This is a genomic window from Cupriavidus sp. SK-4 (assembly GCF_000611125.1).
In the GTDB taxonomy this organism is placed as follows: Bacteria; Pseudomonadota; Gammaproteobacteria; order Burkholderiales; family Burkholderiaceae; genus Cupriavidus; species Cupriavidus necator.
On the sequence record NZ_JFJW01000095.1, the window covers coordinates 79,891 to 94,004 of the forward strand.

At 66.9% G+C, this 14,114-nt stretch carries 10 protein-coding genes; 4 read left to right on the top strand and 6 right to left on the bottom strand.

All coding sequences use genetic code 11. The annotated features are described in order from the left end of the window. Positions 1-14: 14 nt before the first annotated feature. The 3 genes from CF68_RS20700 to CF68_RS20710 form a co-directional block, all read right to left on the bottom strand. Complete coding sequence (locus tag CF68_RS20700; RefSeq protein WP_084187351.1) at positions 15-1,283, bottom strand: amidohydrolase family protein; 1,269 nt, start codon at positions 1,281-1,283, stop codon at positions 15-17. A gap of 135 nt (positions 1,284-1,418) precedes the next feature. Beyond that, positions 1,419-2,069 (bottom strand): response regulator transcription factor, encoded by a 651-nt coding sequence (locus tag CF68_RS20705; RefSeq protein WP_035822355.1) that lies wholly within the window; start codon positions 2,067-2,069, stop codon positions 1,419-1,421. Beyond that, positions 2,066-3,133: a sensor histidine kinase gene (locus CF68_RS20710; RefSeq protein WP_035822358.1), complete on the bottom strand. Its 1,068-nt coding sequence runs from the start codon at positions 3,131-3,133 to the stop codon at positions 2,066-2,068. The genes CF68_RS20705 and CF68_RS20710 overlap by 4 nt, the downstream gene beginning before the upstream one ends. A gap of 287 nt (positions 3,134-3,420) precedes the next feature. On the opposite strand from CF68_RS20710, the gene CF68_RS20715 reads away from it, so the two are divergent. Beyond that, positions 3,421-4,554, top strand: coding sequence for a fimbrial protein (locus tag CF68_RS20715; RefSeq protein ID WP_235205838.1), 1,134 nt, complete (start codon positions 3,421-3,423; stop codon positions 4,552-4,554). A 64-nt stretch (positions 4,555-4,618) separates the two neighbouring features. Beyond that, positions 4,619-5,020 carry a hypothetical protein gene (locus CF68_RS20720; protein ID WP_013955832.1) on the top strand — a complete coding sequence of 134 codons (402 nt, stop codon included), beginning with the start codon at positions 4,619-4,621 and terminating at the stop codon, positions 5,018-5,020. Positions 5,021-5,071: 51 nt separating this feature from the next. Here the strand turns inward: CF68_RS20720 and CF68_RS20725 are convergent, their stop codons facing one another. Next, positions 5,072-5,566 (bottom strand): DUF1854 domain-containing protein, encoded by a 495-nt coding sequence (locus tag CF68_RS20725; RefSeq protein ID WP_035822360.1) that lies wholly within the window; start codon positions 5,564-5,566, stop codon positions 5,072-5,074. Beyond that, a complete protein-coding gene (locus CF68_RS20730; RefSeq protein ID WP_035822362.1) occupies positions 5,556-7,853 on the bottom strand; it encodes an ABC transporter ATP-binding protein in 2,298 nt (765 codons plus the stop codon). The genes CF68_RS20725 and CF68_RS20730 overlap by 11 nt, the downstream gene beginning before the upstream one ends. 239 nt (positions 7,854-8,092) lie before the next feature. Here CF68_RS20730 and cphA (CF68_RS20735) point away from each other — a divergent pair, with 239 nt between their 5' ends. Then, entirely contained in the window at positions 8,093-10,726 is a 2,634-nt protein-coding gene (gene cphA, locus CF68_RS20735) for a cyanophycin synthetase (RefSeq protein WP_035822364.1), read from the top strand. Between the two features lie 46 nt (positions 10,727-10,772). After that, the gene (gene cphA / locus CF68_RS20740) at positions 10,773-13,343 is read left to right on the top strand and encodes a cyanophycin synthetase (RefSeq protein WP_035822366.1); all 2,571 of its coding nucleotides are present in this window, start codon (positions 10,773-10,775) and stop codon (positions 13,341-13,343) included. 62 nt (positions 13,344-13,405) lie between these two features. Here cphA (CF68_RS20740) and CF68_RS20745 read toward each other — a convergent pair whose 3' ends face one another. Further along, positions 13,406-14,065 (bottom strand): amino acid ABC transporter permease, encoded by a 660-nt coding sequence (locus CF68_RS20745; RefSeq protein ID WP_035822369.1) that lies wholly within the window; start codon positions 14,063-14,065, stop codon positions 13,406-13,408. Positions 14,066-14,114 lie beyond the last annotated feature (49 nt).

Here is a 14,114-nt window from a genome sequence, read left to right on the forward strand (position 1 = left end):
AACAGGCATTGCGGTCAGTGTGGGCAGCACCGGTGCCGATGAATCTCGCAGCGATGCTGCGTGACGACGGTGATCTTGCCGCGCTTGACCACCCATAGCCGCGGCGGGATGTCGATCAGCGCATCGGCCACCTGGAAGGTATCGAGCACGACCAGGTCAGCCTGGCGCCCGACCTTGAGGCCATAGGTGTCGTGCAGGCCGATCGCGCGCGCGGCGTTGTGCGTGCCCATGTCGAGCACCGCGAGCTGGTGCTCGGGCACGCCGAACTGGGCCACGTGCGCCAGCATGTTGCCGATCTGCAGCATGTCGGCCTTGCCGAACGGCGTGAAGGCATTGCGGATATTGTTCGAGGAATACGCCACATTGACCCCGCCGCTGTGCAGGGCCTTTACCGGTGCCAGCCCGCGGCGCTGGTTCTGGACGTCCTTGCGGCCGCCGAGATAGAGATCGGTGGCGGGCAGCGTGACGATGCTGATGCCGGCCTCGCGGATCTGCTCGATCAGCGGCTGCAGCTGCGCCGCGTCAAGCGCGCCCAGGCTCGTGACATGGCCCAGCGACACGCGCCCCTGGTAGCCGGCTTCGATGGTCTTCTGCGCGATATATGACACTGCGGCAAAGCGCTGGTCGCCGGTGTCGTCGGCAAAATCGGCATGCATGTCGACCGGCGCGTCATAGCGCTGCGCCAGTTCGAAGACCATGTCGATATGGCGCATGGTGTCGGCCCAGCTCAGCTCGTTGTACGGGCAGCCGCCGACCACATCGGCGCCCATGTCCATGGCCTCTGTCAGCAGCTCGCGGGTGCCCTGCGATTTCAGGATGCCCTCTTGCGGGAAGGCCACGATCTGCAGGTCGAGCAGGTCGTGGTACTCCGATTTCAGCTCAAGCAGCGTCTCCACCCCGATCAGCCCCTGGATCAGGTCGACATCGGGATGCGCGCGGATCGCCACCGTGCCGTTCCTGACCGCCATGTCCAGCACCTGGCGCGAGCGGTCCAGCACATCCTGGCGCTGCTGCCTGCTTTTCAGGATGCCGGTGACGCGGATGGCTTCGTCCAGCGTGCCGAAGCGCGCCGGCAGGCGGCGGTGCAGCAGTGCCTTGTCCAGGTGCAGGTGCGCTTCGACCAGCCCCGGGATGACCGCGCGGCCGCCGGCCTCGATCACTTCATGCGCCGGCACGTCGATGCCGGGCTCGATGGCGGCGATGCGGCCGTCGCGGATGGCGATATCGGTCAGGGGCGCGTCGTCGCGAACGCAGGCGTCCCGGATCAGCAGATCCAGCTGCATGGCTTGTCTCCTCAGGTCTTGTGATGCAGGCGAAGTCAGGGCTTCGCGACCTGAAGCGTAGGTGCCGGGGCGGCATCACTGCATCAGGATCGGCTGAATTCGATCTAAGGATTTTCCTAGACGCACCGCAGCAGGCTAGGCGGCGTCCCCGGCTTCGGCGAGCAGGCCGTGGCGGATGGCGTAGTGCACCAGCCCGGCGGTCGAAGCGATATCCATCTTGCCGAGGATATTGGCCTTGTGGGTGCTCACCGTCTTGGCGCTGAGCGACAGCGCCGCGGCGATCTCGTTGATGCCCTGCCCCTCGGCCAGCATCTGGAACACCTGCAGTTCACGCGCCGTCAGGCGCGCATGCGGCAACATGGCATCGGGCTGCCGCGCCTGGCTGACAAGCTTGTCGGCAATCGCCGGCGAGACCGCGGTACCGCCGCGCGCCACCTTGCGGATGGCACCGAGCAGCTGGTCGGACTCGACATTCTTGGTCAGGTAGCCCGCCGCGCCCGCGCGGATAGCCTGCACCGCATATTGCGACTCGCGGTACATGCTCAGCACCAGGATCGGCAGCTCCGGATGGCTGGCCCGTATCTGCTGGATCAGCAGGATGCCGCTGCGCCCCGGCATCGACATGTCCAGCAGCAGCACGTCCGGCGGCTGCGCGCGCAGCAGCGCCAACACCTCGCAGCCGTCGGCGGCTTCGGCCACCACCTGCATGTCGGGCACGGTGGAGAAGATCTTCTTGAGCCCGTCGCGGATGATGGTGTGGTCGTCGGCAAGCATCAGGCGGATCATCTTGCGCCTCCGTTGCCAGCGGCGCCGGCATTGGGGATCTGCGCCTCGACCCGGGTGCCGCCGCCCTTCTCGCTGGTTACCGTCAGCTTGCCGCCCAGCATCAGCGCACGCTCGCGCATCCCCAGCAAACCCAGGCTGCGGCGATGCCCGGCCCTGGACGCATCGATGCCGCGGCCGTTGTCGGCAACCACCAGCCGCAAGGTTCCGCCGGCCTCGCTCAGTTCCACCCGCACGCGATCGGCGCGGCCATGGCGGCAGGCATTGGTCAGCGCTTCCTGCGCGATGCGAAAGACCGCGGTGCTGAGTTCGGCGCTGAGCTCGCCGACGGGCTGCAGCGCCAGCTCGCAGACGATGCCGCCGCGCTCGGAAAAAGACTCGGCCAGCCACTCGATCGCAGCGGTCAGCCCCAGCTCATCCAGCAGCGGCGGGCGCAGGTCTGCCGCGATGCGCTGCACCGCGTCCACGGTCGAATCCGCGATCTGCTTGAGCATCTGCAAATGCTTGCGGCACGCGTCGTCGGCATCGGGGCCCTGCTGCGCTTCGATAAAGCTGAGGCCCAGGCGCAATGCCGTCAGGGACTGGCCCAGCTCATCGTGCAGCTCGCGTGAGATCCGTGAGCGCTCCGCCTCGCGCACGGACTGCAGGTAGGCGGACAGCTCACGCAGCTGCGCGCGCGAATCCAGCAACTCCTGCTCGGAGCGCTTGCGGTCGGTAATGTCGCGCGAGATGCCGACCGTGCCGACGACCGCGCCGTCCTGGCCCCGAATCGGCATCTTGATGGTATCGAACCAGCGCAGGCTGCCGTCCTGGCCTTGACGGCATTCCTCATAGCGCCGGCGGATGCCGCTGGCCACCACGGCCTTGTCGGTGCCCAGGTAGACCCGCCCCCATTCCTCCGACCACACCTTGTCCGGCGTGCTGCCCAGGATCTCGGCCTCGGACCGCCCGCATGCGGCCATGAAGGCGTCATTGACCAGCACGTAGCGGGAGCCGGCGTCCTTCAGCCAGGCCTGGTCGGGTATGTTGTTCAGTATGGCCCGCTGCAGGTCGACATACGTATCCATGACTTCTCCTTGCCGGGCCCTTGCCTTGTTGGCAGGCGCCCGATTCATGACAGGCAAGAATCGATTCATGCCTTGCACTCATCGAACAGCATGGCCTGCCTGCATCCCCCCGCAGACTATAGCCAGCAACCGGCGGCAATGCGCTTGTCGTTTTCCTCAATGGCTGGACGAAAGTGAAAGAAGCCCTGATCACAGCGCCTTGCGGCATGGTGTGGATCAAGGGGCTGTTGGGCAGCTCTTCTGTTTCGGTGGAATGAAATCTCTGACCCAGGTTTAAGGCAAGCCTTATGGCCGCCGGAATGCGCCAGACCTATCGTAGTAGCGCAACTTCAACCGGCATGCCGGAGGGCCGGCCCACAACCTGGCCGTTCGTGCACGCCGCACATGCCATCACGGCGAGCCCTGCTATGAACGGAAAACAACTAATCAGCACCCTGCGCCACTGGCTGGTGGTACTTGCATGCCTTGCCGCCCCGCATTTCGCCCATGCAGCCTGCAGTTCCACGCCGGCGATGCCATATCTGCAGGCACTCAGCAACATGGCAGTCGCCGCCAACCTTGCCGTTGGCAGCACCATTCCCGGAACGGTGCACTACTACTCATTCAGCGGCACCTGTGCCAACGTGCCGCCGTACGTGGTGGCCGGCGCTCCCATCATCTCCTGCTACTACGGCAGCGGCACTGAAGTCATGCCCGGCGTCTACTCCACCGGTGCCGCCGGCATCGGCATCCCGCTGCGCAATGCAGCGGGTCAGCCCATGACCAACGCGGCCGGCGTGAACTGCAATACCCTCAGTGCAAACCTTGGCAACCTCGACGCCAACCTGAACTATTCGGTGTCGGTATCGGTGGAATTCGTGAAGACCGGGCCGATCACCTCAGGCAACCTTGACCCCACCCAGACCCGGTTCGGCTTCGGCGTCCACAAGGGCAGCACGGCAGGGGGACTGGGTGGCGTCAACAACTACATCGGCTTCAGCGGCAACGTGACCCCGCGGGAAATTGCCTGCAACACCAACTACCCCCCCGTGGTCAACCTGCCTGCAATCAGCGCCAAGACGCTCGCCAACCAGGGCACGGGCGGCAATACGCCCTTCGCCATCCAGTTGACCTGCAGTGGCGCGGCAATTGTTGGCATGACACTGGACGGGGCCATAGGCACGCCGGTAGCCTCGGCCGCGAATGGCATCCTTGGCATTGTCAATGCCGGGACGGGCGGCATGGCCAGCGGCGCAGGCGTGCAGATCGTCAATGCGAGCGGCACCGCGCCCGTTCCATTGCAGGTGCGCAATGCGATGGGCAACATCACGGCCAACGTCCCCGCCACATACCGCTTCGGCGCGCGATACATCGGCCTGGGTGGCACACCCTCCCCGGGGACGGTGTCGAGCGCGATGATCTTTACCATGGATTATCAGTAGCGCGCAGGGAAGCCGCACGGCGAAGGACTACAATAGGCGGCTGCAGTCCTTGAAGGCTTTCGCCATGTCTGACCATCCCCGCTTCACCATCAACCGTTCCATGGTCGCCCTGGTCCCGGAACAGCCGTTCCTGGACTGGATCCAGGCGGTCGACCCCCAGCCGGTGGCCGGCCTCACGCTAGAGCAGGTGCGCGAGGACCAGAGCGTGTTCCTGCTGCCCGAAGAACTCGCCGATACGCACGACAATGCCATGCGCTGGGTCGAGAAGCGCTGGCAGGAGTTCTTTGAATTCATGCTGGGAGAGTGGTTCGACGACTCGATGTGGCCCGAGGAACTGTCACTGCAGATGTTCCGTGAGTGGTTCAGCGTGCGCTACCACTCGATGGTGTTCGACATGGCGCCTGACGTGCCGGTCATGCACGATGACTGGGACGACGAAGACGACGCGTCCGAGATGCTGCACTAGGACACCGGCCGGCAGAGCTCCGGCCCGGGTTTCAGCGTCGCCAGCGACGCCTCAGAGGAAGCGGTCGAGGATCTTGCGGCTGTGCTTGTCCAGCGCCATCAGGTCGCGGATCAGGTAGTGGATGCCGTGCGTGTCCGATATCAGCAGCGTGCTGCCGGCCAGGCGCCGGATCGCCTCTTCGCCGCGCAACACCAGTTCGGTCTGGCCGCGATCGGTCTGCACCGTCCACACGCTGGGCGTGGCGTAGGTCGACACGCTGACGATGCGCTGGATCTCCGGCATGAACTCGCGCGAGGCGAGTTCCGCTTCGATCATGTCGCGCTCTGCCTGCGGCACATCCTCCAGCCGCGGAATCCACACCACCTCATGCCCGTCGGTGCTCATCAGGCCGATGCCGCCCTGCGGCGCGGAAATCGGGAAAGCGCGCACCGGCACCACGCCTTCGTGAACAGTGCCGTCCTCGGCGATCAGGACCAGGCGGCCAAAACGATTGCGATCTAGCGTAAACATGGGCGTCCGCGTGGTGGCGGGGATGTCATTGGGCATTGGCGGCCTCCGGCGTTTCGATCGCTTCGTCTTCGCCGTCGCCGTCCTCGGTGTCGACATTGCGCGCCTGCGCCTGGTACAGCTTGTAGTACGCGCCTTCGCGCAACAGCAGTTCATCATGGCTGCCGACTTCGACGATCTGGCCGCGCTCCATCACCACCAGCCGGTCGGCCTTGCGCAGCGTCGACAAGCGGTGCGCGATGGCGATGGTGGTGCGGCCCTGCACCAGGTTGTCGAGCGCCTTCTGGATTTCCTTCTCGGTGGCGGTGTCGACCGACGAGGTGGCCTCGTCCATGATCAGGATGCGCGGGTTGATCAGCAGCGCGCGCGCGATCGAGATGCGCTGGCGCTCGCCGCCTGACAGCGCCTGGCCACGCTCACCGACCAGCGAGTCATAGCCGTGCGGCAGGCGCAGGATGAACTCGTGCGCATGCGCGGCGCGCGCGGCGGCGATGATTTCTTCGCGCGTGGCGTCGGGCTTGCCGTAGGCAATGTTGTCTGCAATCGTGCCGAAGAACAGGAACGGCTCCTGCAGCACCAGGCCGATATGGCGGCGGTACTCCGACACCGGCAGCGAGCGGATATCGACGCCGTCGACGCGGATCGCGCCCTCGGAAACATCGTAGAAACGGCAGATCAGGTTGACCAGCGTGCTCTTGCCCGAGCCACTGTGTCCCACCAGGCCAATCATCTCGCCCGGCTCGATCGACAGGTTCAGCCCGCGGATCACCGCGCGGTTGCCGTAGCGGAAGCCCAGGTCGCTCATGTCGATGGCGCCTTCGACCTTGTCCAGCTTCGCCGGGCGCACCGGCTCCGGCACGCTTGACACATGGTCGAGGATGTCGAAGATGCGCTTGGCGCCGGCCGCGGCCTTCTGCGTCACCGAGACGATCCGGCTCATCGAATCCAGCCGGGTATAGAAGCGGCTGATATAGGTCAGGAACGCCACCAGCACACCCACCGTGATGGCGCTGTGCGACACCTGCCAGATGCCGAACACCCACACGATCAGCAGGCCGATCTCGGTCAGCAGGGTCACCGTAGGCGTGAACAGCGACCAAACCGCGTTGACGCGGTCATTGATCGCCAGGTTGTGCTTGTTGGCCTCGCGGAAGCGCGACACCTCACGCTTTTCCTGGGCAAAGGCCTTGACCACGCGGATGCCGGGAATGGTATCGGCCAGCACATTGGTGATTTCGGACCAGATCCGGTCGATCTTCTCGAAGCCGTGGCGCAAGCGGTCGCGCACCAGGTGGATCATCCAGGCGATAAAGGGCAACGGCACCAGTGTGACCAATGCCAGCCACGGGTTGATCGACACCAGGATCACCGCCGTCATGACGATCATCAGCACGTCGGTGGCAAAGTCCAGCAGGTGCAGCGACAGGAAGACGCAGATGCGGTCGCTTTCCGAGCCGATGCGTGCCATCAGGTCGCCGGTGCGCTTGCCGCCGAAGTATTCCAGCGACAGCTTTAGCAGGTGTTCGTAGGTAGTAGTACGCAGATCGGCACCAATGCGCTCCGATACGCGCGCCAGCAGGTAGGTCCGCGCCCACCCCAGCGACCAGGCCACCAGCGCCGCGCCCAGCAATCCCGCCAGGTACAGGCGCACCAGGTCGTAGTCGATCGGCACGCCGTTCTGGAACGGGATCAGCACCTTGTCCATCAGCGGCATGGTCAGGTACGGCGGCACCAGCGTGGCCGCAGTGGACAGCAGCGTCAGCAGGAAGCCCGCCAGCAGCTGCCACTGGTAAGGCCGGGCAAAGCGCCACAGGCGCAGCAGCGCCCAGGTCGACGGCGGGGTTTCCAGCTCCCGGCTGCATTGGGGGCACTGCTCCTCGTCCGGCGGCAGCGGCGCCTTGCAGGTCGGGCACAGCACCTCGCCCGCCTCGCCGGCCGGACGCGCGCCGGCGGCGTCGCGCTGGGCTTCGAACTGGTCGGCCAGCCGCAGCGCGGCCGGATTGTAACCAAGCGTATATCGCCAGCTGGCCAGCCGGCCTTCCGGAGCGCTCAGTTCCAGCGCGCCGACACCCGCGTGGTCGGTGTGCGACAGGCGCAGCGCGGGCCCGATGTTCCATTCCCGCACATTTTTTTCACCGGGAGCCCGGGCAACGATGCGCTGGTCGGTCACAACCAGCCACCCTTGGGTAAAATGCAGCTTCGCGTCGAGGTCCAGAGCCAGTCCGGCCAGGACGGTCTCGCCGGGTCGGAGCCACGATCCGGATTCAGCCCGCCAGGGCTCGTCGGCAGCAGGGGCGGTAGGGACAGGCAGGGAGGACTGGGTCATGGATGGCGCGGCGTGCGTCCAGGGGTACGGACATAACTTGAAACAAATTTAGGCCGGGCACGCTCTGGCGGCCCGCGAATTCGCCCGCAGTATACATAACGACGAACGCGCGGGTACTCATGATGCACTGCACAATCACTTTTACACGAAGAAAGTCAACCCGCTCTGTGCTGTAACGTTACTGAAAGGTTAGGCTTCCATTTCTCGGGCGGTTCCGCCCACTGCCTCAAGCTAATTCAATGAAAAAGAAGGACATTGAGATTTTCGATGTCATGTCGCTGCGCGGCCCGAATATGTGGACATATCGGCCCGTTCTGGAGGCATGGGTCGATATCGGGGAACTGGAGGACTTTCCCTCCAACACGATTCCGGGGTTCTACGAGCGCCTGTCGGCCTGGCTGCCGTCGCTGGTCGAGCATCGCTGCAGTATCGGCGAGCACGGCGGCTTCCTGCAGCGCCTGAAGGAAGGCACCTGGCCCGGCCATATCCTGGAACACGTGACGCTTGAGCTGCAGAACCTGGCGGGCATGCCCGGCGGCTTCGGCAAGGCGCGCGAGACCCCGGTGCGCGGCGTCTACAAGGTGATCGTGCGCGCCTGGCACGAGGAAGTCACCCGCGTCGCCCTGTTCACCGCCCGCGACCTGGTCATGGCCGCGATCGAGGACCGTCCCTTCGACGTCCCCGCCGCCGTGGACAACCTGCGCCGCCTGGTGGACGAGCATTGCCTGGGCCCCAGCACCGCCTGCATCGTCGATGCCGCGGACGACCGCGACATCCCGGCGATCCGCCTGTCGGACGGCAACCTGGTGCAGCTGGGCTACGGCGCGCGCCAGCGCCGCATCTGGACCGCCGAGACCGACCGCACCAGCGCCATCGGCGAAAGTATCTCGCGCGACAAGGACCTGACCAAGAGCCTGCTGGAATCCTGCGGCGTGCCGGTCCCCGAGGGCCGCATGGTCGATTCCCCGGCAGACGCCTGGGACGCCGCCGAGGACATCGGCGTGCCGGTGGTGGTCAAGCCCTATGACGGCAACCACGGCCGCGGCGTGTTCACCAACCTGATGACCCGCGAGGAAGTCGAGACCGCCTACGGCGTGGCCATCGACGAAGGCAACGGCGTCATCGTCGAGCGCTTTATCCCCGGCAACGAGCACCGCCTGCTGGTGGTGGGCGGCCGCCTGGTGGCCGCAGCCATGGGCGAGACCGCGAGCGTGGTCGGCGACGGCAAGTCCACCATCGACGAGCTGATCGAGCTGCAGATCAATTCCGATCCGCGCCGCGGCACCACCGAGGACCATCCGCTGAACCGCGTGCGGCTGGACTCGGCCGCGCGCCTGGAACTGAAGCGCCAGGGCATGGACGCCAGCTCGGTCCCGCCCGAAGGCCGCACCGTGCTGATCCAGCGCAACGGCAACGTCGCCTTCGATGTCACCGACCGCGTGCACCCGAGCGTCGCCGCGCATGCGGCGCTGGCCGCGCGCGTGGTCGGGCTGGACATCGCCGGCGTGGACCTGGTGGCCGAGGACATCTCGCGCCCGCTGGCCGACCAACGCGGCGCCATCGTCGAAGTCAACGCCGGCCCCGGCCTGCTGATGCATATCAAGCCGGCCGAAGGCACGCCGCGCCCGGTGGGCCGCGCCATCGTCAACCACCTGTTCCCTGAGTCCGATGACGACCAGGGCCGCATCCCGGTGGTGGGTGTGACCGGCACCAACGGCAAGACCGTGGTCGCGCGCCTGGTGGCGCGCCTGCTGCAGCTGTCGGGCAAGCATACCGGCCTGGCCTGCAGCGACGGGCTGTTCCTGGACCGCCGCCAGGTTGAAAGCGGCGACCGCGCCAACTGGGAATCGGGCCATCGCATCCTGATGAACCGCGCGGTCGAGGCCGCCGTGTTCGAGAACGACAGCGGCAGCATCCTCTCCGAAGGCCTGGTCTATGACCGCTGCCAGGTCGGCGTGGTCACCAATTTCGACCAGCCCGACCACCTCGGCGACTACTACGTCGAGGACGAGGACCGCATGTACAACGTGCTGCGCACGCAGGTAGACGTGGTGCTGGAGACCGGCGCGGCCGTGCTCAACGCGCGCGACGAACGCCTGGTGGAGATGGCCGGGCTGTGCGACGGCGACGTGATCTTCTTCGGCCTGACGCCGGAGCTGCCCGCGATCGTGTCGCACCGTGCCGCCGGCAAGCGCGCGGTGTACCTGCGCGAAGGCAAGATCGTGCTGGCCACCGGCAGCAGCGAAACCGCGCTGGTGGACGTGGCCGCGGTGCCGCTGACCTATGCCGGGCGCGTCGCGTTCCAGGTCGAGAACGTGCTGGCGGCCGTGGCCGCGGGCTGGGCGCTGGGCATTTCCAACGACCTGATCCGCGCCGGCGTGGTGACCTTCGATGTCGGCCAGGTCGACGTGCCGGGCCGCTTCACGCTGTTCGAGCGCAACGGCGCCACCGTGGTGATTGACGACGCCCACAACGCGCCCGCGCTGGAAGCGCTGGCGACCGCGCTGGACCGCTTCCCGGCCGAGCGCCGCATGGTGGTCTACGGCGCCGGCGTGCAGCGCCGCGACGAAGACCTGGTGCGCCAGGGCATGGCGCTGGGGCAGCATTTCGACCGCGTCTTCCTGTGCGAGGACCGCAGCGTCAAGCGCGCCCTGCCCGATGCCGAGGCGCGCGCGCTGCTCAAGCAGGGCCTGTACGAAGGCCGGCGCGTGACCAAGATCATCGACGAAGGCACGCGTGCCAGCGCCATTGAAACCGCCCTGAACCAGCTGGTGCCGGGCGACCTGCTGGTACTGCAGTGCGACGAGGCCGCCACCGGCGCCACCGTCGACCTGGTGCACCACTGGATGGGCCAGCCTGCGCGCCGCGCCTGACGCGGCCCCAAGCTCAACCGCGCATAGAAGACACGGAAACCGTTCTATGGAAGTCTCACGTATCCGGGCCCTGCGGGGCCCGAACCTGTGGTGCCGCCACACCGCCATCGAGGCGATCGTGGCCTGCCAGGATGCCACCAACATGCTGTCGGCGCTGCCCGGTTTTGAAGACCGGCTGCGCGCCCGTTTTCCTGAGATCGGGCCGCTGCGCCCGGACGAGGAATCGGGCGAGCTGTCGCTGGCCCACGTGCTGGAAGTGACCGCGCTGCGCCTGCAGGCCGCCGCCGGCTGCCCGGTCACCTTCAGCCGCACCGCTCAGACGGTCGAGCCTGGCACCTACCAGGTGATCGTGCAATACAGCGAGGAAGAAGTCGGCCGGCTCGCGTTCGAACTGGCCGAGTCCCTGTGCCGCGCCGCGCGCAACGACACCCCGTTCGACCTCGCCGACGCGCTGCACCGCCTGCGCGAGCTGGACGAAGACGTGCGCCTGGGGCCCAGCACCGGCTCCATCGTCTACGCCGCCGTGGCGCGCGGCATCCCCTACCGGCGCCTGACGCAGGGCTCGATGGTGCAGTTCGGCTGGGGCAGCAAGCAGCGCCGCATCCAGGCCGCCGAGACCGACCGCACCAGCGCCGTGGCCGAATCGATCGCGCAGGACAAGGACCTGACCAAGACCCTGCTGCACGCCGCCGGCGTGCCGGTGCCGCTGGGCCGCTCGGTGCGCAGCGCCGAAGAGGCCTGGGCCGCAGCGCAGGAAATCGACGCCCCGGTGGTGGTCAAGCCGCGCGACGGCAACCAGGGCAAGGGCGTGGCGGTGCGCATCCGCACCCGCGAGGAAGTGATGACGGCCTACGAGGTCGCCTCGGACATCAGCTCGGACGTGATCGTCGAGCGCTATATCCCGGGCCATGACTTCCGCCTGCTGGTAGTCGGCAAGCAGCTGGTGGCGGCCGCGCGCCGCGATCCGCCGCAGGTCATCGGCGACGGCGTGCATACCGTGCGCCAGCTGGTCGAGGAAGTGAACCGCGACCCGCGCCGCGGCGAAGGCCATGCGACCTCGCTGACCAAGATCCGCTTTGACGACATCGCGCTGGCCACGCTGGCCAAGCAGAACCTGACCGCCGATTCCGTGCCGGCCAACGGCACGCGCGTGGTGTTGCGCAACAACGCCAACCTGTCCACCGGCGGCAGCGCCACCGACGTGACCGACGACGTCCACCCGGACATCGCCGCGCGCGCCGTGGCGGCAGCGCAGATGGTGGGCCTGGACATTGCCGGCGTCGACGCCGTGTGCGAGACCATGCTCAAGCCGTTCGAGGAACAGGCCGGCGGCATCGTCGAAGTCAACGCCGCGCCGGGCCTGCGCATGCACCTGCAGCCGTCATACGGCAAGGGCCGCGCGGTTGGCGAAGCCATTGTCTCGACCATGTTCTCCGATGGCGACGATGGCCGCATCCCGGTGGTGGCCGTGTCCGGCACCAACGGCAAGACCACCACGGTACGGCTGATCACCCACATCATGGCCACCAGCGGCCTGCGCATGGGCATGACCGGCACCGACGGCGTGTATATCCAGGGCGAGCGCATCGACACCGGCGACTGCAGCGGCCCGCGCAGCGCGCGCAACGTGCTGCTGCACCCGGACGTGGACGCCGCCGTGTTTGAAACCGCGCGCGGCGGCCTGCTGCGCGAAGGCCTGGCATTCGACCGCTGCGACGTGGCGGTGGTGACCAACGTGGGCGAAGGCGACCACCTGGGCCTGTCCTACATCAACTCGGTGGAAGACCTGGCGGTGCTCAAGAGCGTGATCGTGCAGAACGTCGCGCCGCACGGCATGGCGGTCCTGAACGCGGCCGACCCGATGGTGGTGCGCATGGCCGACGCCTGCCCCGGCAGCGTCACCTTCTTCGCGCACGATCCCAACCAGCCGGCCATGGCCACGCACCGCGCGCAGGGCAAGCGCGTGGTGTTCGTGGACGGCGCCGACATCGTCGTATCCGAAGGCGATACCGAAGTGCGCATCGCACTGGCCGAGATCCCGCTGACGCGTAACGGCACCATCGGCTTCCAGGTCGATAACGCAATGTCGTCGATCGCGGCCGCGTGGGCGCTCGGCATCGACTGGTCGATCATCCGCCGCGGCCTGGCCACCTTCGTCAACGACGCGCAGACCGCCCCGGGACGCTTCAACGTGTTCGACTACCGCGGCGCCACGCTGATCGCCGACTACGGCCACAACCCGGATGCCATCCTGGCGCTGTGCAACGCGGTCGAGACCATCCCCGCCAAACGGCGCGTGGTGGTGATCAGCGGCGCGGGCGACCGACGCGACGACGACATCCGCCGCCAGACCCAGATCCTGGGCGGCGTGTTCGATGAAGTCATCCTGTACCAGGACCAGTGCCAGCGCGGCCGCGCCGACGGCGAAGTGCTGGCGCTGCTGCGCGAAGGCCTGCAGGGCGCGCAACGCGCGAACCAGGTCGAGGAGATCCGTGGCGAGTTCGTTGCCATCGATACCGCGCTGTCGCACCTGCAGCCGGGCGACCTGTGCCTGGTCCTGGTGGACCAGGTGGAAGAGGCGCTGGGGCATATCGCCAGCCGCATCGCACAGGGCTGACCGGCCCGGCGATAAGTAAAAGGCCAGCTCCGCGGAGCTGGCCTTTTACTTTACGGCGCCGATCAGTGGCGCCCGGGCAGCGACAAGCGCCGCTCCAGCATATGCTGCACGCCCGACAGCCCCGTGCTCAGCACCCAGTAGATCGCCGCCACTGCCAGGTACAGCGGCAACGGCTGGTAAGTCGCCGCGATCACCTCCTGCGCCGTGCGCAGCAGCTCGGTCACGGTGATGACCGATACCAGCGAGGTGTCCTTGATCAGGCTGATCAGGCTGTTGGACAGGCTTGGCACCGCCAGCCGCAGCGCCTGCGGGCCGATCACGTAGCGCAGTGCCTGCGCCGGCGTCAGGCCCAGGCTGTAGGCTGCCAGCCATTGGCCGCGCGACACGCCCAGGATGGCCCCGCGCATGCTCTCGGACAGGTAGGCGCCGACGTTCAGGCTCAGCGTCAGCACGCCCGCGGGCGTGGGCTCCAGCGCGATGCCGACGCCCGGCAGCCCGTAGTAGACAACAAAGATCTGCACCAGCAGCGGCGTGCCGCGCATGATGCTGACGTAGGTGCGAGCCACCGCCTTGAGCACGCGGCTATGGCTGATGCCCATCAGCGCCACCACCGTGCCCAGCATCAGCCCGAACACCATCGACCATAACGCGAATTTGATGGTCAGCAGCGTGCCCTGCAGCAGCACTGGCAGGGAATTGGTGACAAGCTGGAGAGCGGACATGGGCGTGGCGGCGGCAGAAGAATGAAAAAGAAAGCGGCGCGGCAGCCAT